We start from the raw sequence: 22422 nt of genomic DNA on the forward strand, positions 1-22422 counted from the left end.
GATTGAATAACTGTTTTCAATAAGCTAACTATTCCCCAATTCATTTCTCTTTTCATTACAATTTTTGAAACGTGCACATTTCATGAATGGATTATAGCACGGAGAAATATTATATATTTATATAAAAAATATAAAGCCGTCGTTAAGCCATAAACTGACTCTTGACAAGATTTTTAAATTTTAATCGCCGTACACAATGACGGATTAGATTATTTTTTTATCAAGATTCAAATCCATTACTTCTAACAGGGCGTTTTGATTATATAAATTCACTAAATGTGTTTCTACCCCTATGCAAATCCCTTCTAGCGGAAGATCGTTTGGATCCTGACCAAATGGATCCTCAATTTCAACCCCTATTGCTTCAATCCCTATAAATGCAAAACTTATAAACGTAGTTGCAAGTACTGTAAACCATCCAAGACTATCAACAAGACCAATCGATAAAGTCCCGCAAAATATGAGCAGTAAAATTTTAATATGAGCAAAATATGCAAAAGGAATAGGCGTTGTTTTGATCCGATCACATCCACCCACAGCCGTAAGCAGAGTATTCAAATCAGCTTCCATATTAATTATTGCATTTGGGTGAATTTGACCCGTTTTCAAACCTTTTGATAGTATAGTTTTTAACATAAAAACTATACTAATCGGTAAATGAATAGACTCAGCCAACATTTCTTTTTCCTTCTCAGAACAAATATCAAACAATGCTTTTATTTCGGATAAATCTTTTTCGTCTCTCAAATGTCCTTTCGCTATCTTTGGAAAAGCAATTAACAAATGTAAAAATTTTAATTTTTCCTGATCCGTCTTTTTCCCTTCAGACTCCCAATAACATAAAAAACTAACTGCCAAATTTCTAGTACAAGCACCAACCGTGCCAAATAACTTTCTACCTTCCCAATACCTATCATAGGCAGTGTTAGTACGAAAAACTAACAGTAGACCTAAAGCTCCTCCAACAATTACCCAAGGAGTTTGATTAATTTTTATTTCTACATAATAATAATTAATCACAGCTACTATCGTTGAAATACATATATATAATAAAATTTGCGGGAAAATATCTCTTATAACTGTTCCCTTTAATGTAAATATTTGATGTAAACTATTTTGATTATTGTAATGAACCATATTTACAAAAACCTCTTTCCTTATTAACCTTTTATTCTTTTAAATTATGAAAGTATACAATTAAATAGTAGAATCATAAACCCTATTATTATAAAACTGGTTAAGATTATTTCTTTCAATACTATTACTCCTTTTTACCAAAAGATAAAACATCTTTTTTGATTTAAACAACAAACGTTCACTCTTCTAAATCACGACGCATTATTTTAGAATTTGCAATGAATAAAGCACTAATTAATACAAGAATCGCGCAAGCATATATCAATGAATCCATTGGACTATCATGGTCTATAATAATTAGACGAACAATAGCCGTAATACCTATATATAAAATAACGTAATGGAAAATGAAAGTTCATTTGAAAATACTTTATAATCATTACGATGAATTCAAAATATAAAAAGAATACGACAATGCTATCAATTAAATGATAACTAGATTCCTCACTATTTAATTTAAGTTCTTGTATAAATTGAATGACTTCTTTCATAAGAAACACACTTAAAACAATTCCCAAACAGATCAAAGCTATATTTATAATGTACTGTAGAACGATAGGGAAAAACGAAAATACTCTTTTTAAATTCTTTAACACAAACATTTTTCTCCTTTTCCATATAAAACAATAATGACAATATACTTTTATTTAATTATCGTTACATTAAAATTATACATTTCACTCTTGTTACAGATGTTAAAACAAGACAAAATAAGTAAAGATAGCATTTCACCTATTTTGTCTATAAAGCAACATAACGAAACTATAATCGATTACTTCAATTGAATCGGTTGTTGCTGTGTCACACAATGGATCATTCCGCCATTTTTATAAAGCTCTCTCACATCAATTCCCACTACTTTACGATCCGGGTATAATTTCTGAATCGTATCGTTTGCGATTTTGTCATTTGGATCATTATAGTTAGGCACCAATATAACTGTATTCCCAACATAATAATTGATATACGACCCCTTATAATCTAGAGTTTTTCCACCTTCTAAAGTAACTTTATCTTTACTAAGCGGTAAGTATTCGTACTTATATTTCTGTCCTGAAGCATTTTTTGCATCTAACAATTTATCCATATCTTTGTTTGACAAGCCCCATTCAGCCAAGTCATCTTCTGCCATCGTTACGATTGTAGATTTATCATGGAATTTAGCAAATCCATCAATATGAAAATCAGTAATATCTAAATTAGGCACTCCATCTAACCAAATAAAGTTTGTCACCCCAAGGTCACTTATATATTTTTCAATTCCCGCTTCTGATAAATCAGGATTTCTATTTTTATTCGTTACTGCGCTTCGAGTTAATAAAGCAGTCCCATTGCTGTCTAATTCAATTGCGCCACCTTCAAGGACAAATTTCCCCCAATCAATTCTTTCAATCCCTAATTGTTTACTAACATTCTCACGTATACGGGCATCATTTTTATATGGAGTTTTCTTTCCCCAACCATTAAATGCTGGATCTAATATTTTCAGATTTTTATTATTGTCATAAACAAAAATCGGTCCACTATCTCTTGCCCACACATCATCAGTAGGAGCGATAAAGAAATCAACTTTATCCATATTCAGCCCTTTATCTATTAAAAGCTTATTGATTCGCTCTTTCTCTTCCTCATCATATGCAACAATGTGGACTTTTTCACCCTCAGTTAAAGCACTTGCCATCTTAATCCAAATAGGTTCAACTTCTTGTTTATACTCTTGACCATATGTGTATTCATGAGGCCATTGTAGCCATGTACCTTCATGTTTATCTTTTTCATCCGGCATCGTATATTTTCCAGCGTTTTTCTGTACCTCTACTTTTTTATCCTCTTTCTCTTTCCCTTTGGCATTTTCATTATTCCCTTCAAAAGAACATCCACTAATAATCGTTGTAGATAATGTAGCTATTAAACAAAACTTTACTATTTTTTTCATTTTTCAACCTCCTGTTCATGTCTACAATACTGTAAGGCTTAACATAGTGTGAAGCTCAAGCTTTTTCATCAATGTAAAAATTACCAATTATTCTTCCGCATGATAATCACATAATTTCAATACAAATAGATGACATTCACAAAATACACTTCCTATATTTAACATCCATATCATTTAACTTCCTTCATAAATTTATTCTAATACTAATCCCCTCTCATACATGCTTGTTCACTAAATAAAAAAATCGGTATTGATAATTTTATATCAATACCGATTTTCAAATAATTATTTTCCTTCTATTAAATCATTCGCTAATTTCCTAAACTCTTGATTAAATGTATCATTCATACCATTTTGTACGTTAGAGAATAATATTACAAACGTTCTTTTATCCCAGTTAAAATTATTAAAAGTGTTCCAGCCAGCTAATACACCGTGGTTATGATAATAATCTGGGTAAATATAGAAGCTAAATCCATATTTTCTCGCAGGTGATACTGTAAACATATCTGATAAGCTTTGTTTAGAAATCAGCTTTCCATCCATAATAGCCTCATCTAATCTTTTCATATCTTCAACGGTCGTATACATTTCACCACAACCATACAGCCAGTTCATTTTTAAGCGGGGTGTAGCTATTAACTCATTATCTTTTTTCGTGTAACCTTCTGCTAAGAAAATATCTTCAGGGAGAGTTGCACCCATACCAGATTCATTCATTTCAACAGGAGTAAAAATGTTTTCTTTCACATATTCAGCAAGCGGTTTATTCGATATCTTTTCTACAATATACGCAAGTACCATATAATTATAATCTGTATATTTCCATCCTGTCCCTGCAGGAAATTGCAACTTTTGCGCTCCAATCCACGTTACTAACTTTAAACGTGATGCCGCATCAACACTACCTTGTCCCTGATCTGGTAACCCGGACGTATGTGTTAACAAATTTCGTAACGTAATGTTTTTATCTGCTGGAAACGATGGAATATACTTATTTACATTGTCTTCAATATTCAATTTCCCTTTTTCTCTTAGCTGTAATATAGATATTGCAACTACTGTTTTCGTTATGGAACCGATGCGATATTTTGTTCTTGGCGTTGTTAAAACTTTATCTTTTATATTCGCATACCCGTAGCCTTTTCGTAAAACCACATTATTTTTATCCGTTACGAGAACCGTTCCGTTAAATCCTTTATCTTTTAAATATTGATCGAGTTTCGTTGCTGCAATATCATAACGTTTTTGCTGATTCGCATCAACTTTCGATTGAACATTTCCAACTTTATCCTCAAAATTTGAAAATGCCTTCAAACTGTATTTCTTTTCTTTATTTGCATGTATGAGTGCAGCGACACTCCCACAAAAAATAGCAAAAACAAAGAAAGCGATTAACCATTTCTTAAACATATGGGAACCCTCTTTTATCTAGTTTCACTTTATACTTTTCCATTCTATTCTATATCTTTTAATTTTTAAATATCTTATAATCTATCTACTCTATTATTCCTCATAGTAAACTAGATTCCTTTTTCTAACGTTCAAATTTTAACTACTCTCTATTGTAGTTCTTTTTTACAAAATTTCCACCTTACAATCGGATACATCCAACTTTAATTTTAATTTTTTATGTAACATTCGTTACACATTAACAAGAATGGAGGCGTTAATTTGAAAAAGACCGATAAGCTCAATCGTTTAGATGATATGATGTTTCATTATCGAGTAACAAAAAACAATATAGTTTTAATTGAATATTAAGGAAAAAAGATTATAATTTTAAAAGGAAATGATGCTGAAAATTTTTAAAACAAAATAAATCGGGCAAGTAACGAAAAAGAAACACAGCTTATTATGGCTAAAATTACAGGTAATTTCAAAAGAGGAAATGAGCGTTAATGAAAACCAATCTCATTTCTAAATTGATTATACAGCATATAAAAAAAGAAATGTCACTCTCACGACATTTCTTTAGATTTTCTTCATAAAAGATTTACATTTTTAATATTCTTTTACTGTTACATAAATTCACCGCTGAAACGCTTAATAATGCAGCTATCCCCATCCATGCATATGTGTAGCCTTTTCCATCTACTATATAACCAAACAAAGCAGGCATAAAAATAATAGCTATTTGATTTAACGTAAGCGCAAAACCCACTGTCATCCCTACCGATTCCTCACTTGCAGACTCAGCAACTTCAACCATAAAAAGACTAAACCAACCAATCGCAAAGAACCCTAGCAGTCCGCTCATCACAAACAATACCTCAAGTGTCATTGTGTTTATACTCATTACAACAACTAAAATTAAGCAACAAGAAATACATACAGTTATTAATAAAGGTGTACGACGATCACCTTTGTAATATGTATCACTTATTGTAGCTAATATAATTCGCCCAATCATTCCTGCAAATAGCATAACTGAAAATACTTTCCCTGCTACAATAGGTGTTATCGATTTTTCAATGACTAAAAATTTTATAAAATGTCCGACTAATATCATTTGTAAAGAAATCATGCAAATACCTGTAATAAAAATTGGATACAGCTCTTTTTTACATATTACCTTTTTTAACTGCATCCAAAAAGAAATACTTACATTTTCTTGGGTCGTGTGTTCTCGTACGTACGATTCCTTATAAAATATGAAAAACAATAACCCGCCTACTATACATATAGTTGCAATAACATTTATCGTATAAGCTAAACTAAATTTAATTGTAAGCAAAGGGATTATTACTCCTGCTAATGCCCCGCCAATAGGTATACCTGCTTGCCTTATTCCCATAGCTAATCCGCGTGTTTCTTTCGGAAACCATTTCAAGATTACTTTACTTCCACCTGGCTGGGATACACTATAAAAGGTCCCTATTAAAAGAAGAACAAATAATAACCCAATAAATCCCCTTGCCGTATGAGCAAGTAACAGCGCCCCACCAAGTAATACAGCACTCGCTCCAATTAATATTCTTTCATTATATCGATCAAGTAACCTTCCGGCAAAAAGCATACAAAACAGCGGACCAATATTTACAGCACTTATTAACAACCCAACCTGCATATTCGAAAGTGCATATTTCTGTTTCCAAAATAAAGCGAGTACCCCTACTCCATATGTTATAAGTGTTGCACTTGCCTGTGCTACCGTTGCCAAAGTTAACATGATCCATTTATTAGAACTACTGTACTTTTCAATTTTTTCTTCACTTATCAACGTTATCTCCCCCATATACCTTTCATTGTATGAAGGTTCTGATATCATGTAAAATAAGTGTTATTAATAGAATCCATCAAAAAAATTGATACCTTTTTCGGGGTGATAATAAATGGACATTAAAGATTTAACGGTTTTTTTCGAAGTTGCGAAAGAAGGAAATATATCTCATGCCGCTAAAAACTTAAACTATGTACAATCAGGTGTAACGATGCGTATAAAACAACTAGAAAACGAATTAGGCGTACCATTATTTTATCGGAACGGAAAAGGTGTTACTTTAACTTCTAACGGAGAAATTTTATTAACATATGCAAAACAAATCATCCACTTAATGGATCAATCTGTTAAAGCTGTTCAAAGTAATAGAACCCATCCGAAAGGAACTTTAAAAATCGGGTGTACAGAATCGACAACAGCCGTTCATCTCCCACCAATATTAACGACCTATTATGAAAAGTATCCAGAAGTCGAATTTATTTTAGAAACAAATACGACCGAACGGTTAACTCAACTCGTCTTAGACTGTCAACTGGATGGAGCATTCATCGCTGGAAATATTCAGCATGCTGAACTTCATACACTTTTATTTCGAGAAGAAGAACTCGTTCTCATTAGTAAGACTCCTCTATCTTCCTTTAAAACAATAGGAGAACTGAATTTACTCGCTTTTAGTCAAGGATGTTATTACAGAAAACTGGCTTCAAGAAGAAGGGATTTCACCTAAAAGAATACTAGAATTCGGAACAATTGAAGCAATACTTGCATGTGTAAAATCAGGTATGGGCACGGCTATTATGATGAAATCTATTATTCCAGATTATGAACATGATGTATCTTTAAATACATTACCAAATCACTTTAAAAAGGTTCCTACTACCTTTATTACTCGAAAAGACATTTTTCACTCAGCTGCCTTGCAAAAATTTATGGAGATGATCAACAATGCGTGAACAGAAAATACGTGGTATGAAACGAAGAACACAAACTCTTATAAAAAGAATTGAAGACTCTACTAAAGCATTTCCGTCTACTTTCTATAACGATGAATACTGGCATATGCCTTTACCAGGCTCTCAGGCTTTTATCGATTCTAGTACAACACCTAGGAAAGTAAAGCGATTGTGCATTCAAGCCCTGTTAAATCAAGCGAATCAATTAATGACAATGAAACCGAACGATACAAATACATATCGAGTCGTTGTTATGATCAAAATAGCAAGCTTATGGAACTCACAAATCATCATATTTAAAAACGATGACTACTTTCAAAATTTTTTCAATAGAGATAACGAATTTCAAAAATGGATTCCCCTCTCCAATGCTTCCGACTTCGGGCATGAATGGAAAATATCAATTTCTAACAGCATCCAAACATTGCATTTCCAAGAGATAATCCATGATGAAGATGGATTTTATGATGAAGGAGAACTTTTGTTTATAGGAGAGTTATCATAAAAGGGGAACTGCCAAATGAAAAGCTTCCCTTTTTCTACTAAACAAAATCGCTATATAATGAATTTAACATTTCACTATATAGGAGGTTTTCATATGGTAATCCCTAAATATCCTGAAGTCCCACATCTTACGAAAAAACAAATTGAAGAAATAACCGAAATCGCTTTCCTAAAAAAACCAACACCACAACAGTGTGATGCAATTTTCGTTTTCGGTGGTTCCCATCCTGGTAATTGGCAAGCTCCTTTACATGCTTATCAACAAGGTTTAGGTGCACAAATTATCGTCACAGGTGGTACTAGTTTACATGGAATGAAACATCCAAACTGGCATTATGGAGATTTATCAGAATCAGAAGTAATTGTTAACAAGTTAATTGAACACGGTGTACCGGAAGATGCTATCATTTTCGAGAAAAACTCTCTCCATTCTATCGCAAATGTAATTGAAGCTAAGAAGATCTTTGATTTTACAACAATTAATAGTTTACTATTTGTATGTAAAAGCTTAGGAGCAGGCCGGCAATATAGAGTATTAAAAAAACATTTACCAAAACATATAACTTGTATTCCATATACATTTGATACAAGTTTTGATGGTGATTTTATAATTAATAGATATAATTGGATGGAAAACGAGAAAAGTCGCTCTATGATTTTCGGCGAATACTTGAGAAATGTTTGCTACGGCCGAAAAGGTGGAATTGAACCTCCTGAGAAAGAGATTGAAGGATTAGAAAAATACGTAGTATATTACCAACATCTTGCATAATATTTTTTCAACATAAAAAATATCGGGAAGCCAATATAAAGGCTTCCCGAATATTCTAATGATCCATAAATAACACTAAAATTACTTTTCCTCTTTCATTTTCCCACATTTCAACAAAGAAGAGATATTCATCTGGGAAATCTTCTAAAGATACTGGTTCATCAGTAAGACAAATATTATTGTGATATTTTGTATCCCATTCGGCTCTCACATCATCTATTGATTCACGCTCTAAATTACTTTTTCGATCGTCAAAATAATTTGATATACACACTTCTTCTATTCCACCGTTATAAATCATTTGTTTCAGTTCTGCCAACGTAGGATTATTAGAATATATTTTATTTGAGACTACGATGTCATTGTTGTATAACCGCTTACTCTCATTGTCTATAAAATAACCTTTTCTTCTCATAACGCTCAGCCCTTTATGTTCATTTTATTATACAGATAAGGCATAAATAGCAATATATTATCATAGACGCCTACCATTGTACACATATTGTTTAACATATTAAGCCAACGCAGCTGGCGGCAATAATTGTGGTCCTTCCCCGGTGCGCGCCAATACCCAATCATCGTAATACCACATTTCTGTTTGGCGACGACTCATCATATAATCCCAGCGCACTTCTCGCTCAAATTCAATGATTTGTCCGTCACCACCAATTGTCACCCAGTTAAAACTTCCGTTATTATGCATCATCTTTATCCATAGAACAGGAAACTCCACAGTTTGTCCCCCGTCAACATAATGTCTCGTTTGTTTTTCTATACGAAGCAAAGTTAGGCCCTTTGCATATTGTCGATCAACCTTTTCCATTACATCCATCGCTATTTTCTCTGCCTCATCCTTATGAGGTAGTTTATTAGCGTATACTGGCATCATATTCGTGTAACTTAAAAGATGCTTACTCTTTTGAGAAGTAATAGTTGTTATATGAGAGCCACCATAATTCAGTGGTTCTTCTGCTTGATAACGCTGAATTTCAACATTTACACCGTCACGTAGTTCTTCATGCTCATGCACTAATTTTACATACTTGGGAATTGGTAATAACATTGAAACTTCCTTACTACAGTTTTGAAAAGCATTTAATTGATTAGCCATTAAGCATCTCTCCCTTTACTCGTTTCGTTTTGAAATAATGCTTTCGGTACTTTCGAAAGCATTGTCGTAATCTCTCCTGCATAATATACATATAATTCATGCATCGCTCGTGTACATGCTACATAAAATAAATTCCGTTCAGATTCTTTACTGTAAATATCACTTGAAGCATCAAATATAATAACAGCGTCGAACTCTATCCCTTTTGCTAAATAAGCAGGAATAATAACAACGCCCTTCTCATAAGTCGTATTTTCTTTCTGCACAAAATGGTAGTCTAATTTATCCCCTATTAACTCCATAGCCTTCATACATTCTTCATTGGTTTTACAAATGATCGCAATTGATTTATGACCTTTCTCTTGCAAATCTCTTGCTTTATCAATGATACTTTCCACACGCTCTTGTTCATCATTCACTTTTATACATAACGGCTTCTTACCATCCCGATTAAAAGCTTCGATTTCTTTCCCGTTCGGAATGATATGTTTTGTAAGTTCAATAATAGGTTTTGCTGAGCGATAACTACGATTTAACTGAATGATTTCTACTTTGCTATTTGCAAACAACGTTGAAATTATATTTGTTCCTCTATTACTAGCATGAGCGAAAATGTTTTGATTTACATCACCGAGCAACGTCCACTTTGCCTTCGGAAACAGTCGTTTCATAAACGCTAATTGAAATGGTGTATAATCTTGTACTTCATCAACAAATACAAATTTCACAAGATGGTTCGTTTTAAAACCTTCTATTAATTCTTTTAAAAATAAATAAGGAGCTACATCTTCATATGCTAATCGCTTTTCCTCTAAACACTTTACTGTTTGCTTACATATTTCTTCCCAACCAACCGGTGCGAAAACATCTTTCTGAATCGTTTCAAAGAACTGCTGAAATAATGCATAATGATTTACAAAAGCTAAAGATTTCACCTTTCTTCGCACCGAACGGAAATGCTTTCTCACTACATATTTCGTTAACACTTCATGCTCTTTCTCGTAATAATCAAATTGATTATCCTTCTCTAACTTTTCATACAAACGATTATAATCTTCTTTATTTAAATATTGAATTTCCCGCTCTACCCATTCTTTTTTCGCTTCTTTCTTTTCAAAGCTATTTAATTTTTTACTAATCCATTCCGTTACAAGTTGCATTCGATTCGGTATTGAAATGGCTGTGTTTAGGGAATAAAAATAATCATATATTGCATTTGCATGTATGATTATTTCCCCTTTAAATGTTACATCATGAAATTGCATCCCTTTTTCACCAAGGTTTCTCGCATACTTTTCAATCAGCCCCATAAATTCAATTGATGATTTATATTGAATCCCTTTTCTCCTTGTTTCATACACGTTTTCCTGTTCTTTCGTTAACATGTATTCTAACTGCGAAAAAGGATCTTCTACAGTAAAACTTTTTCCAATCATATGTTCCATGTATGCTTGGATAGTTGTTTGTTGCATATTCTCCTCACCAAGCTCTGGTAAGACGTTAGCAATATAGCTATTGAACAAATCATTCGGAGAAAATAGCAAAATTTGATCCGCGTTTACTGTCCCACGGTAACGATATAATAAATACGCAACCCGTTGCAGAGCTGCTGAAGTTTTCCCGCTTCCAGCCGTCCCTTGCACAAGTAATACATCACTTTTATCGTTTCGAATAATTTTGTTCTGTTCTTTTTGAATTGTCGCTACAATACTTTTCATTTGTTCACTTGCATTTCTTCCTAGCGCTTCTTGAAGGAGTTCATCTCCTATCGTTACACCTGTATCGAACATACTTTGAATGTTACCATTTCGGATAATATATTGACGTTTCAAAAGTAAATCACCTGATATTGTCCCCATTGGCGCTATATACTTTGCACTTCCTAAAGAATAATCGTAATAAAGACTAGAAATAGGTGCGCGCCAATCATATACTAAAAATTCATTTGTCTCTTTATCATAAAAAGAGCCGATACCAATATAGATTTCATCAGTATCCGCCTCTTGTTCTTCTTTAAAATCAATTCTTCCAAAGTAGGGTGTATCTTTTATTTTCGTTAAAAGATTATATTCATTTTTCGCATGTCGATGGGTATGCTCCCTTTCCGAAAGAATCTCAGCCTCTTGCCTAATACTGGCCGCCGTTTCAACCGCCTCTTTAATATTATCTATATTTACTTTTACATCTTCCCAAAAGTTTTTTCTTATATTTACAATTTCAGACTTCACCGAACCAACTCGGCTGTCCAGCTCATTCAGTTCCTCGTCTACTTTTTCAATGACTACATTTACACGTTGTTGTTCTTCTTTATAATGACTCATATAATCTCCCCTTCTCATTACGTTTCCTGATTGAAAGCCTTATATGATACGAAGTTCTTTACTTTTGAAAAATACCACGCGCAACAATTTCCCATGACTTTTGAAATTCTTCGTTTATCTTCTCTTCTTTCCATCGCTCAGAAAAAGCAGGGTGGTAGAACGGTGATAGGAGTCCAAAAATCGTATGCGCTAAAAATAAACTGTCTTGTTTTTCAATCTCGTTACGCTCTATCCCTTGATTTATAACCTTCTCCAGTTGCCTAACTAATCTTTCTTCGTGTTTTTGGATAACAGCATTCTTTTGCTGAACTAACGAACTATTCAATGTAAATAGCTCTTCATTTTCCAGTAACTCTTTCTGTTTAAGTTGGAACAAACATAAGAACCACTCTTGTAAAATCACTGCTGTTTCTCCGTCTTTCCCACTAATTTTCTCAAGTTGATCCGAATACTTTAATAACCATCTTTCCAAAATAGCGTCTCGAAGTGCTGCCTTACTACGAAAATAAGAGTATAAAGCTGCATGACTAACATCAAGTGATTTCGCAATACTAACGAGTGTCGTCCTACTCCATCCATATTTAATCAATTCCTTTTCCGCTGCATCCAAAACAACATTTTTCGTCAATGCCTTTTCAGTCATTTCTTTCACCATCCATTTTGTTTATATAATAAAATTATCTTCTGTTATTTCAACAACTTACATTTTTTATTATTTGTAAGTTGTAATCAAAAAAATTCATCTTTCAAGTAGGTTATAAGATTAGCACATCCGCTTACGACTTACAATATTTTATTCTTGTAAGTTGTAAGCAATAAAAACACCGCTTTTGAAATACAAGCGGTGTTTTTATATTTAATTACATAATAATAGTAGATTAATTACGCAAAATGAGTATCAGTCCAAATTACTTGTGATATCACATTCGTACTGTTTCTTGTCACATCAATATGAAATAGATCTTCTGCCGTAATGTGACAGGTTTGTCTTGCTGCTGCGCTAAAATGTATTTCGTATTTCCCATCAATGTCTACTATCTCTATATCTTTCCACATGGTGTTCTTTTGAAAGCCAGTACCGATTGCCTTTACTGTCGCTTCTTTGATACACCACATAATAGAATAATTGATATAATTTTCTTTTGCCCACAGTACTTCTTGCTTTGTAAATAGCTTTTAAAGTGTTTTTTTATTCTTCCATCTTTCAATCTCTGTAATATCGATGCCTATTCCTTTAATCATTTAAAGCGACTTTCTTGCTTTGATTTGCCGATTTTGCAGTCGCGATATATACACCGATTAATACAAATAACATACCGATTACTTCTCTCCAACTCATGACAGAACCATAGAATACGACAGAAATTAAAGTCGTAACGATTGGTGTAAGGTTCAGATACATGCTCGCTTTGCTCGCCCCGATTTGCTCTACACCTTTATTGAAAATAATATATCCAACGAGCGTACCACATACAACCATATAAAATATTTCTAACCAGCTTTGTGCAGACATACTAGGTACTTTGTCCCAACTCCCTTCATATAAGGAAGAAATTGCTAGGAAAACAGAACCCATAACAGTCATTATTGTCGTAGCAAATAATGCTGAAACGTCTTTCATGACAGCTTTCCCTACTAAACCATATATAACGCCGCATGCTAGAGCTGCTAAAAACAATAAATCCCCAACATTAAATGCTAAGGAAAGTAACATATCAAGAGATCCTTTTGTAATCACGATAATAACACCGACTAAAGATAGTACTAAACTGATTCCGACTTTACTGTTCCATTTTTCATTTAAAAAAAGAATCGAACCTAGTGTAACGAAGATTGGCATGGTTGCAATAATTAATGAACCATTGATAGCGGACGTATAGTGTACACCTAAAAAGAATAGAGCGTTATAGCCGAAAATACCAGTTAACGCAACGAGTAATAGTCCTTTCCATCCTTCCTTGATAGAAGCCATATCCCATTCCGATTTAATTGTTAAATACACCATAAGGATGACACCTGCGATACCGAAACGAAGAGTAGCTGCGACTAATGGCGGGATTTCAGTTACAACATGTTCTGCTGTCGAGAAGGAACCGCCCCAAAACAAAGGAACTAGTAGAAGTAAGAAATAAATCTTGTTTGATTGGTTTTGATTTTGCATCTTTGTACCTCCTATTTAGTTAAATGTGCAAGTTTCACGTTTACAGGTTTAAACTTATAAACATGTTATGTAAAAAAATTAATATCCTGCTTCAATCGCAGATACTAATTCTTTCATATAAATAACGAAATTACTGGTTGTCAAAGAATAATATACTTCTTTTCCGTGTTTCTTTGGTCTAACCAATTCTGCTTGCTTTAATATTTTTAAATGATGTGATACTGCAGGTCTAGAAATTGACATTTGTTCTGTTATTTGAGTTACATTTAAACCATCGGTTTTAAGTAAAATCATGATAATTTGTTGCCGATTTACATCGCCCAATGCTTGGAAAATGGGAGTCGTCAAATTGAATTGTTCAAGAATGTTTTCTCTGTTTTTGCATTCGTAATTTTCCATGATTCGCATCCTTTTTAATAAATATATTTATAATGATACCATCCGCGTGGGGTTAATGAGGTAATGTCGCTGATGGTATCCCAACTATTGTAAGTATATCATCTTTCCTAACAGAAGTTGGTAAATATAGGAGTTGAAATTCAAAAATTTCTTTTGCTTCTATTAACATAAAAAGTTCTGCTAAATGAATCATGTTCTCCATATCTGATAAGATCGTTTTGTTTTTATGACAGTTAAATGGACACAATGTAATGAAGTCCTTACAATAGATTTCAAGGGGATCTTTCAAAATAAACGTATAATATTTTTAATTAACCTCACACAGAATACATATAAGTACAAGAGAATAATTAAAAACCAATTACAATTCAAATTTCTAAAATACACAAAAAGGAGGAGATACGATGACTAATAAAAACGAAACTGGTTGGAATTTAGAGAGTAGTTATACTGACCTGCCCAAATCATTTTTCACCGAAATCCCCCCAACTCCTGTACACTCACCGGAGTTAATTAAACTAAATAATTCTTTAGCAATATCTCTTGGCTTTAATCCTGAGGAACTAAAAAAGGACGCTGAAGTTGCCATTTTAGCTGGTAACGCAATCCCAGAAAGAGCTCACCCGCTAGCTCAGGCGTATGCTGGGCACCAATTTGGTCATTTCAACATGTTAGGAGATGGTCGTGCCCTTTTAATTGGGGAACAAATTACTCCTTCAGGCGAACGGTTTGATATTCAATTGAAAGGTTCCGGTCCAACTCCATATTCGCGCCGTGGTGATGGCCGCGCTGCACTCGGTCCGATGCTACGTGAGTATATTATTAGTGAAGCGATGTACGCGCTTGATATTCCAACTACTCGCAGTTTAGCAGTAGTCTCAACTGGCGAACCAATCTATCGCGAAACGAAGTTACCTGGAGCTATTTTAACTAGAGTTGCAAGCAGTCATATACGCGTTGGAACATTCCAATACGCCGCAGCTCGAGGCTCAATCGAAGATCTCAAAGCTTTAGCTGATTATACGATAAAAAGACATTATCCAGAGGTTGAATCTACTGAAAATCCATATGTCGCACTACTACAAGAAGTCATTAAGAGACAAGCAAGCCTTATCGCAAAATGGCAACTCGTTGGCTTCATTCACGGCGTAATGAACACTGACAATATAACGATTAGCGGTGAAACGATTGATTACGGTCCATGTGCCTTTATGGATAGTTATAATCAAGGAACAGTATTTAGCTCTATTGACACACAAGGCCGTTATGCATACGGAAATCAACCATATATGGCTGCATGGGATCTCGCACGTTTAGCTGAATCTTTAATACCGATACTACACGAAGATGAAGAAGCAGCGCTAAAGATTGCACAAGATGAAATTTCAAAGTTTAGCGTGCAGTACGAAAACAATTGGTTCCTCGGAATGAAGAAGAAATTAGGACTATTTAGCAATGAAGAGCATGATCAATCCCTTATTGAGAAACTTTTAAAAGCAATGGAAAAATATAAAGCAGATTATACAAATACATTCCGTGCATTAACTGACACTACATTAGAAAATGCACCTTTATTTGAAAGTCCTGAATTTAAAGAATGGTACGAGCTATGGCAATCTCGGTTAGAAAGACAAAAAGAATCACAAGATGATGCATACAAATTAATGAAAAATAACAACCCAGTAATCATCCCTCGAAACCACAAAGTAGAAGAAGCACTAGAAGCAGCTGTTAAAAATGGAGACTATAGCGTAATGGAGAAACTTCTTCAAGCTTTAGCAAATCCTTATGAATATTCTCAAGAACAAGCGGATTACTGCACGCCTTCTGTGCCGTCTAATCGCCCTTATCGGACTTTTTGTGGGACGTGATTGTGTAATAATTTTTTAAAAGGTGTGTTCATACAAATTGTATGAACGCACCTTTTTATACATTTCCCTTTCAAAAAAGCGGACTGAAGCACCCTTTAGCTATCCTTACTAAATTCCACTCTCTCCTTCCTTAAACTAAATATCAAAACTATCTTTATTCCAATTTGTTTAATAGTAAATCTACTAAACAAATATTGAGAAATATAAAACTCCATTTCTAAACATTGTTATTTTTGATAATATATTTTATAAGAATATTCAAAAAGTGAGGGGATTTTATGAACGTTCAACTACAAGGTAATGAACAAGTTACAAAACTATTTAATGATTGGTATAGAGCTATATTACAACATCAAACTGTCCATGCAACAAAACTAAAAAAAGAGATTGAGGATAGAATCTCTGGTTCAGAAGAAGATACAAACCTGCAATTATATTATTCACTTTTTAACTTTAGATATACTGTTCTAATAGATGGTTTAAATATCAATAAAGATGCTTTTAATAAAATTGATTCTTTCCCAATACCAGAAAAAAATTTTCTTTCCTATTATTATAATTTCTTCAAAGCTATTCATAACACGATTATCGCAGACTATAATGAAGCTAAAAATCACTTTGAGAAAGCTGAAAAACTTATAAAATATGTACCTGAAGAATTAGAACTTGCTGAGTTTAATTATCGCATCTCTTCTTTTTATTACCAAATATACAAACCACTTACAGCTATTAACCACATACAACAAGCAAAAAAACTTTTCTCTAAACATACCGGATATGAAATTAACTTAGCTGCGTGCGACAATGTTTTTGGACTATCTTGTCTAGATTTAAGACAATTTGAACAAGCTGAAGAAAGCTTCAATTCTGCTATCGATTTCTTGAAAAAGAGAGGAGAAAAATCATTACTTTTACGTACTAGAAATAATATTGGCTTGCTATACGCAAATCAAAATCTTTCCTCTTTAGCAATTCGCCATCTATCCGAAGTTACTGAGAGCATGCCAAACCATTTTAAAGCCCTTTATCTCCAAGCAGATGAATATATAAAATTAAGTGACATAAAATCTGCATCGCAACTAATTGAAAAAGGTTTATCTGTTTGTAACGAATTAGAAATTAAAGAATATCAATATCGTTTTAAAATCTTAGAAGAGCTTAGTAAAGAATCAAATTTAATTAAACTAGAAAAAGTAGTTTTAGAAGGGATTTCTTATTTTGAAAAAGAAGAATTATGGGAGTGTATTGAAGAGTACACTGAACGAATAGCAAATAAATTTTATGCAGAAGAGAATCATGCCAAAGCAAGTAAATATTATAATTTAAGTAATCAAGCACGCAAAAAATCATTAGCTAAAGGGGCGCTAAAATAATGAAAAAGATTGTTTTAACACTATCGTCGGTAGCATTAACACTAATTTTGAGTTTTGGATTCAGCCATAATCTAAAAGATGCTGCATTAAACAAAGGTGATACTTGGTCTCCAGCATACGAGTTAACAATCAAATAATTATAAAAAAGTCGTGCTAATTTTAGCACGACTTTTTTATAATTATTTGATTTACTGAGCGTACTCTACATGTAATCGTTAACCCTCATTATTATACAACTGCTCCTTCATCCATTTCGCAATCCCCCTACTCCGCTCACTCCCAACTTTCTCAAGTTCTTCTATAACTAACCCTCGTCTCTCCACAGAATGATTTTGACTTAACTTCGCTTTTCCTTCTATTTTATTTATCTTTATTTTGAATCCAACTATTCCCCTACTTAATCCTTCCATATAATTTGGATCTACATCATTAAGTGAGTAGGTGCTCTGTGGATCTTCATATTTATGTACTAAATCTTGAAGAGAATCTATTAATTCCTGTTCATCTTCAACAATTTCTAACGCTCCATATACATGCACCGCAACATAGTTCCATGTTGGTACTGCTTTATTTGTTTCATACCATGACGGAGAAATGTAGCTATGTGGCCCTTGAAAAACAGCTAACACTTGTTGATTTCCACTATCTTTCCACTGCTCATTTGGACGTGCAAAATGACCATATAAAGTAAGTGTTTCCCTATTTAATAATAACGGCAAATGCGTTGCGTACGGTGCTCCGTTATGTTGAGAAAATAAAGTTGCAAAGCTATTTTGTTCAATCATTTCGTACTTCTTCTCTTCATCTTGTATAGTGAAATGTTTTGGTATGTACATAAGCTCCCTCTTTTCTTATCTTCTTATTTCCCATTATATTTACGAGATTTATTATTTGGCAGGGGCAGATTGTAATTGTTTTATAAGGTCAGTTCATATAGTAAAACCTCTTCTTCAAAAACAATAGGTGGCATTATATAATTTCTGCCACCTTAGTCTATTTTCGTATTGATACAAACTCTTCTATTCAACTATCCTTCATAGCTTTTTCTAATACATATTCAATGAATTCCGTTTTGCCTAAGCTATAACTTAAGCGATTTTCCGCCGTTTCTGCTAACTCTTTCTTTAACTTCCCATATTCAATAACAACGTTTGGATTTCCACGAAGATACTCACGAAACGCTACATGTCTTCTTAACTCTTCACTATTCTTATCGCATACATATAAATGATGTTCCATCCAAATTGTATTCTTCCCGTCCCTCGGAACATATTGACCCTTTCTCCCAAAGGCTTCTCTCCCCTTAAAACTCCACTCTTCTTGGTGAAAATAACCTATCTGTTCAAGTCTCTTTATCACTTTTGGAAAAACATCATAATCTTCTATTACAACATCGACATCTAATATCGGTTTAGAAGCAAGGCCTTTAACAGATGTACTCCCAACGTGCTCTATAGAAAAAATGAGTTCTCCCATTACGTTATTAATCAACGTCTGTAATTTACAAAATTCACTTTCCCATTGTGTATTATATTTCTCAACAGTAATAAATTGTTTCAATTGACCACCCTTCTCAAATCACTTTTATAACCTCTGAATATGCGTATCCTTAAAATCAGTTTCATACTTCAATCCATACCCAAGCATTCGATCCATTCCAATATGTGCTGTCCATATTAAACCAATCATTAAAATCGTATCCACCTTTAAATAGACCCCTATTAAAACAAGTAATATTGATATGATATATGTGTGAAATAGATTATAAATTTGTGCACCAACACGTTTGTTAATAGCGTACGCCACCATTGCTAAATCAGGTGCAAAAAGTAATACGATAAATAATAACCAACTAAATCCACATAATGCATATATATAAATCGCAGCTAATAAGACGACCAATCCTTCAAAGTGTATAATTCGTTTCTCCAAAATTCATCATTCCTTATCTGTTAGCTTGAAAATTTTATTCGGATTTAAAATATTTTGCGGATCAAGAGCTTTCTTTATTTTCTCCATTACCAATAATGCCGCCCCATGTTCTTCTTCTTGATACTTCTGCTTTCCTATTCCAACGCCATGCTCTCCTGTACAAGTTCCGCCACGCTTAAGAGCATACAGTACAATACTTTCATTTATTTCGTCCGCTTTTTTCACTTCATCTTTATCATTTGGATCAATCATTAAGAGCACGTGAAAATTCCCGTCTCCTACATGGCCAAGAATACCACCAACAAGACCAACTTTATCTAATGTCTCTTTCGCATGTTGTATTGCGCCAGCTAATTCTGAAATTGGTACACAAACATCCGTACTCATCAGCTTTTTACCAGGGTAACTATGAACGTAAGAGTATGCTAAGTTATGTCTTGCATCCCATAATTTATTTCTCGCCGCAGTTTCAGTTTCAAAAGCAACTTCTTTACATTTATGATCAAAAACAATTTCCTTCGTAAACTCAATATCTTGCGTTAGCCCTGCTTCATTTCCGTGAAACTCTAAAAACAGTGTTGGTTCTTCTCTGTAATTTGTTTCATTGTAATGATTTACTTGTTTCATAGATAATTCATCAACAAGTTCTATTCTCGCAATTGGAATGCCAGCTTGCAGTATATTAATAACAGCTTCTACTGCATCATTTATAGTTGGAAACGATGCTCTCGCAGCCATAACATGTTCTGGTATGCCGTATACTTTTAATGTTAGCTCTGTAAAGCATCCAAGCGTACCTTCTGATCCTACGAAAATACCATTTAAATGATAACCTGATGATGACTTCGCCGCTAAATTGCCAGTATGTATCACTTGCCCATCAGCAAGCACCACTTCTAAATCACGAACTTGATCACGCATTACGCCATACTTAACCGCTGTCGTTCCGCTCGCATTCGTAGCAGCCATGCCCCCTAACGTTGCATCTGCACCTGGATCTACACTAAAAAACAAACCGTACTTTTTCAATTCTTTATTGAGCTGAGAACGAGTCACTCCTGGTTGTACTTTCACAAGAAAATCTTTCTCTCTTATTTCAAGTATTTTGTTCATTAATGAAAAATCAACTGTAATCCCCTTTTCATAAGGAATTATATGACCTTCTAAACTAGAACCTACTCCAAATGGAATGACAGGTTTTTTATGCTCACTCGCTACTTTCATTATTGCTCTAACCTCTTCCATCGTTTTTGGAAAAACAACTACATCAGGTAAACTACTATTATGGTAAGATTCATCTTTACTATGTAACTCTCTTACTGTCTTATTAACCACTACTTGCTCTTCAGGAAGTACATCCTTTAATTCATTTACTAAACGTTCAATTGTTATTTCCATTACGTACTCTCCTTTTATATTATTTACGCCACATTAATTATACCATTTTTATACAAAATAATCAGAATAGTAAGATTCCTATAATTTTATATATAAAAAAGAACTTGCAGTATTCCCTACAAGTTCTTTTTTATAAAACTATATTTTAGACGATTTCTTCAACAGAATCATAAACCAAACTAAAGTAAATGCCATCATAGAATGAGAGAACCCTACAATATAAGTTAACCCTTTAAAGTCCGCTCCATTTAGTTGAAGAAGTCCTCTCGCTGCTAGCGAACCTAACATTAAAGTTAATGCGATATTATGTAAAATAAACCAGTTATTAAATCCTTTCACTTCATGAAACGCGAATACTTTCGCTAATCCTAAAGCAATTAAAAAGAAGAAAAAGCCAAGTACTAACGTATGCGTATGCAAAAGATTTAATAAAGTAGATCCTAAAATCCCTTTATATTTTCCATACTCCCTAGCAAATATTCCTGACAATAAACCGATAATCAAATAAGTAAACGATGCATTATATAATTTCTTCATTATGTACCTCCTTAAGTAGAATGTGTAGTGCGTCATATTTAGTAATAATGATAGTTATATAGTAAAAACTCCTAGTTACCTAGGAGTCATTGTATAAGTATCTCACTCTTTACAATCAATTCTAATTATAAAATATCCTTTTATACAAAACAAACGAACTTTATGTGAACAAGCAGGGCTCTATTAAAATATGTTGCACTTTTGTATTTCGCAATCCATACTAATTGTTATAACTATTAAAGGTGGTGCAATAGATTGATAGTTCTTGAAACTGAAAGACTCACTCTTCGCTGGCTCGATGTAAAAGATGCTCCGTTTATTCTTGAATTAGTAAATGATCCTGCATGGATTCAATTTATTGGTGATAAAGGTATTAAAAACTTAGAAGATGCAAAAAAATACATCTTAAATGGACCCGTCGATATGTATAATAAAATGGGCTTTGGTCTTTACTTAGTTGAACAAAAAGAAAATCTCACACCAATTGGTATGTGCGGCCTTATTAAAAGAGATTCATTAGAAGATGTTGATATCGGCTTTGCCTTTTTAGAAAAATTCCGTTCGAAAGGATACGGCTATGAATCAGCTTCTGCTGTAATAGAATACGGTGTACAGAAGCTAAGAATGAAACGAATTGTAGCAATTACTTCTATAGATAATGCTGCTTCAGGTACGCTGTTAGAAAAAGTAGGATTGCGATTCGAAAAAATAATTTCAGACTCAGGAGAAGATCTAAAATTATTCGGGTATAACGCATAACAAAAAAGGATCGCCATGAATGGCGACCCTTTTTT

Annotated in this window: 21 protein-coding genes and 4 pseudogenes; 8 read left to right on the forward strand and 17 right to left on the reverse strand. The window is 33.5% G+C overall.

Annotated elements, in window-relative coordinates:
- Nucleotides 1-204: 204 nt before the first annotated feature.
- The 4 genes and pseudogenes from AC1DKZ_RS14015 to AC1DKZ_RS14030 all read right to left on the reverse strand — a co-directional run bounded on the left by AC1DKZ_RS14015 (nucleotide 205) and on the right by AC1DKZ_RS14030 (nucleotide 4486).
- Nucleotides 205-1137 (reverse strand): bestrophin family protein, encoded by a 933-nt coding sequence (locus AC1DKZ_RS14015; RefSeq protein ID WP_476996476.1) that lies wholly within the window; start codon nucleotides 1135-1137, stop codon nucleotides 205-207.
- Nucleotides 1138-1315: 178 nt separating this feature from the next.
- Nucleotides 1316-1733, reverse strand: a pseudogene (gene psiE, locus AC1DKZ_RS14020) (phosphate-starvation-inducible protein PsiE).
- Nucleotides 1734-1909: 176 nt separating this feature from the next.
- Nucleotides 1910-3073: an agmatine deiminase family protein gene (locus AC1DKZ_RS14025; protein WP_476996477.1), complete on the reverse strand. Its 1164-nt coding sequence runs from the start codon at nucleotides 3071-3073 to the stop codon at nucleotides 1910-1912.
- A gap of 285 nt (nucleotides 3074-3358) precedes the next feature.
- The gene (locus AC1DKZ_RS14030) at nucleotides 3359-4486 is read right to left on the reverse strand and encodes a serine hydrolase domain-containing protein (RefSeq protein ID WP_113936033.1); all 1128 of its coding nucleotides are present in this window, start codon (nucleotides 4484-4486) and stop codon (nucleotides 3359-3361) included.
- A gap of 261 nt (nucleotides 4487-4747) precedes the next feature.
- On the opposite strand from AC1DKZ_RS14030, the pseudogene AC1DKZ_RS14035 reads away from it, so the two are divergent.
- Nucleotides 4748-4975: pseudogene (locus AC1DKZ_RS14035) on the forward strand (hypothetical protein).
- Between the two features lie 94 nt (nucleotides 4976-5069).
- Here the strand turns inward: AC1DKZ_RS14035 and AC1DKZ_RS14040 are convergent.
- Nucleotides 5070-6296 (reverse strand): MFS transporter, encoded by a 1227-nt coding sequence (locus tag AC1DKZ_RS14040; protein WP_476996478.1) that lies wholly within the window; start codon nucleotides 6294-6296, stop codon nucleotides 5070-5072.
- Between the two features lie 112 nt (nucleotides 6297-6408).
- Between AC1DKZ_RS14040 and AC1DKZ_RS14045 the strand changes: the two are divergent.
- The 3 genes and pseudogenes from AC1DKZ_RS14045 (at nucleotide 6409) to AC1DKZ_RS14055 (ending at nucleotide 8525) form a co-directional block, all read left to right on the forward strand.
- Nucleotides 6409-7249, forward strand: a pseudogene (locus AC1DKZ_RS14045) (LysR family transcriptional regulator).
- Nucleotides 7242-7754: a DUF3916 domain-containing protein gene (locus tag AC1DKZ_RS14050; protein WP_016127385.1), complete on the forward strand. Its 513-nt coding sequence runs from the start codon at nucleotides 7242-7244 to the stop codon at nucleotides 7752-7754. Before AC1DKZ_RS14045 ends, AC1DKZ_RS14050 begins: the two are co-directional and overlap by 8 nt.
- Nucleotides 7755-7847: 93 nt before the next feature.
- Entirely contained in the window at nucleotides 7848-8525 is a 678-nt protein-coding gene (locus AC1DKZ_RS14055) for a YdcF family protein (RefSeq protein WP_476996479.1), read from the forward strand.
- A 55-nt stretch (nucleotides 8526-8580) separates the two neighbouring features.
- Here the strand turns inward: AC1DKZ_RS14055 and AC1DKZ_RS14060 are convergent, their stop codons facing one another.
- From AC1DKZ_RS14060 to AC1DKZ_RS14090, 7 genes and pseudogenes are all read right to left on the reverse strand, one after another.
- On the reverse strand, nucleotides 8581-8940 hold the full coding sequence (locus tag AC1DKZ_RS14060; protein ID WP_476996480.1) for a hypothetical protein: 360 nt from the start codon (nucleotides 8938-8940) through the stop codon (nucleotides 8581-8583).
- A 99-nt stretch (nucleotides 8941-9039) separates the two neighbouring features.
- A complete protein-coding gene (locus tag AC1DKZ_RS14065; protein WP_016100887.1) occupies nucleotides 9040-9636 on the reverse strand; it encodes a hypothetical protein in 597 nt (198 codons plus the stop codon).
- Complete coding sequence (gene helD / locus AC1DKZ_RS14070) at nucleotides 9636-11957, reverse strand: RNA polymerase recycling motor HelD (protein WP_476996481.1); 2322 nt, start codon at nucleotides 11955-11957, stop codon at nucleotides 9636-9638. The genes AC1DKZ_RS14065 and helD overlap by 1 nt, the downstream gene beginning before the upstream one ends.
- A gap of 58 nt (nucleotides 11958-12015) precedes the next feature.
- Nucleotides 12016-12600 carry a TetR/AcrR family transcriptional regulator gene (locus tag AC1DKZ_RS14075; RefSeq protein ID WP_002087686.1) on the reverse strand — a complete coding sequence of 195 codons (585 nt, stop codon included), beginning with the start codon at nucleotides 12598-12600 and terminating at the stop codon, nucleotides 12016-12018.
- Between the two features lie 239 nt (nucleotides 12601-12839).
- Nucleotides 12840-13115 (reverse strand): annotated as a pseudogene (locus AC1DKZ_RS14080) (4'-phosphopantetheinyl transferase superfamily protein); the annotation flags it as partial.
- Between the two features lie 76 nt (nucleotides 13116-13191).
- Complete coding sequence (locus AC1DKZ_RS14085; RefSeq protein WP_476996482.1) at nucleotides 13192-14118, reverse strand: DMT family transporter; 927 nt, start codon at nucleotides 14116-14118, stop codon at nucleotides 13192-13194.
- A gap of 78 nt (nucleotides 14119-14196) precedes the next feature.
- A complete protein-coding gene (locus AC1DKZ_RS14090) occupies nucleotides 14197-14517 on the reverse strand; it encodes an ArsR/SmtB family transcription factor (RefSeq protein ID WP_000432919.1) in 321 nt (106 codons plus the stop codon).
- 404 nt (nucleotides 14518-14921) lie between these two features.
- Between AC1DKZ_RS14090 and AC1DKZ_RS14095 the strand changes: the two genes are divergently transcribed.
- The 3 genes from AC1DKZ_RS14095 (at nucleotide 14922) to AC1DKZ_RS14105 (ending at nucleotide 17898) form a co-directional block, all read left to right on the forward strand.
- Nucleotides 14922-16388 carry a protein adenylyltransferase SelO gene (locus tag AC1DKZ_RS14095; RefSeq protein WP_476996483.1) on the forward strand — a complete coding sequence of 489 codons (1467 nt, stop codon included), beginning with the start codon at nucleotides 14922-14924 and terminating at the stop codon, nucleotides 16386-16388.
- A 278-nt stretch (nucleotides 16389-16666) separates the two neighbouring features.
- Complete coding sequence (locus AC1DKZ_RS14100; RefSeq protein ID WP_219375568.1) at nucleotides 16667-17761, forward strand: response regulator aspartate phosphatase; 1095 nt, start codon at nucleotides 16667-16669, stop codon at nucleotides 17759-17761.
- Entirely contained in the window at nucleotides 17761-17898 is a 138-nt protein-coding gene (locus tag AC1DKZ_RS14105; protein WP_219375569.1) for a Phr family secreted Rap phosphatase inhibitor, read from the forward strand. The genes AC1DKZ_RS14100 and AC1DKZ_RS14105 overlap by 1 nt, the downstream gene beginning before the upstream one ends.
- Before the next feature lie 78 nt (nucleotides 17899-17976).
- On the opposite strand, the gene AC1DKZ_RS14110 is transcribed toward AC1DKZ_RS14105, so the two are convergent.
- The 5 genes from AC1DKZ_RS14110 to AC1DKZ_RS14130 all read right to left on the reverse strand — a co-directional run bounded on the left by AC1DKZ_RS14110 (nucleotide 17977) and on the right by AC1DKZ_RS14130 (nucleotide 21628).
- Nucleotides 17977-18597, reverse strand: coding sequence for an FMN-binding negative transcriptional regulator (locus AC1DKZ_RS14110; RefSeq protein ID WP_476996484.1), 621 nt, complete (start codon nucleotides 18595-18597; stop codon nucleotides 17977-17979).
- Nucleotides 18598-18784: 187 nt separating this feature from the next.
- Nucleotides 18785-19321 carry a GrpB family protein gene (locus tag AC1DKZ_RS14115; RefSeq protein ID WP_476996485.1) on the reverse strand — a complete coding sequence of 179 codons (537 nt, stop codon included), beginning with the start codon at nucleotides 19319-19321 and terminating at the stop codon, nucleotides 18785-18787.
- 24 nt (nucleotides 19322-19345) lie between these two features.
- Nucleotides 19346-19693 carry a DUF4260 domain-containing protein gene (locus AC1DKZ_RS14120; protein WP_002146404.1) on the reverse strand — a complete coding sequence of 116 codons (348 nt, stop codon included), beginning with the start codon at nucleotides 19691-19693 and terminating at the stop codon, nucleotides 19346-19348.
- Between the two features lie 6 nt (nucleotides 19694-19699).
- The gene (locus AC1DKZ_RS14125; protein ID WP_016091952.1) at nucleotides 19700-21091 is read right to left on the reverse strand and encodes an FAD-binding oxidoreductase; all 1392 of its coding nucleotides are present in this window, start codon (nucleotides 21089-21091) and stop codon (nucleotides 19700-19702) included.
- Between the two features lie 138 nt (nucleotides 21092-21229).
- Nucleotides 21230-21628: a DUF2871 family protein gene (locus tag AC1DKZ_RS14130; protein WP_002033617.1), complete on the reverse strand. Its 399-nt coding sequence runs from the start codon at nucleotides 21626-21628 to the stop codon at nucleotides 21230-21232.
- A 255-nt stretch (nucleotides 21629-21883) separates the two neighbouring features.
- On the opposite strand from AC1DKZ_RS14130, the gene AC1DKZ_RS14135 reads away from it, so the two are divergent.
- Nucleotides 21884-22387: a GNAT family N-acetyltransferase gene (locus tag AC1DKZ_RS14135; RefSeq protein ID WP_002142650.1), complete on the forward strand. Its 504-nt coding sequence runs from the start codon at nucleotides 21884-21886 to the stop codon at nucleotides 22385-22387.
- The last annotated feature ends 35 nt before the right edge of the window (nucleotides 22388-22422 follow it).

The sequence above is a fragment of the Bacillus sp. 05T21 genome (assembly GCF_056396785.1).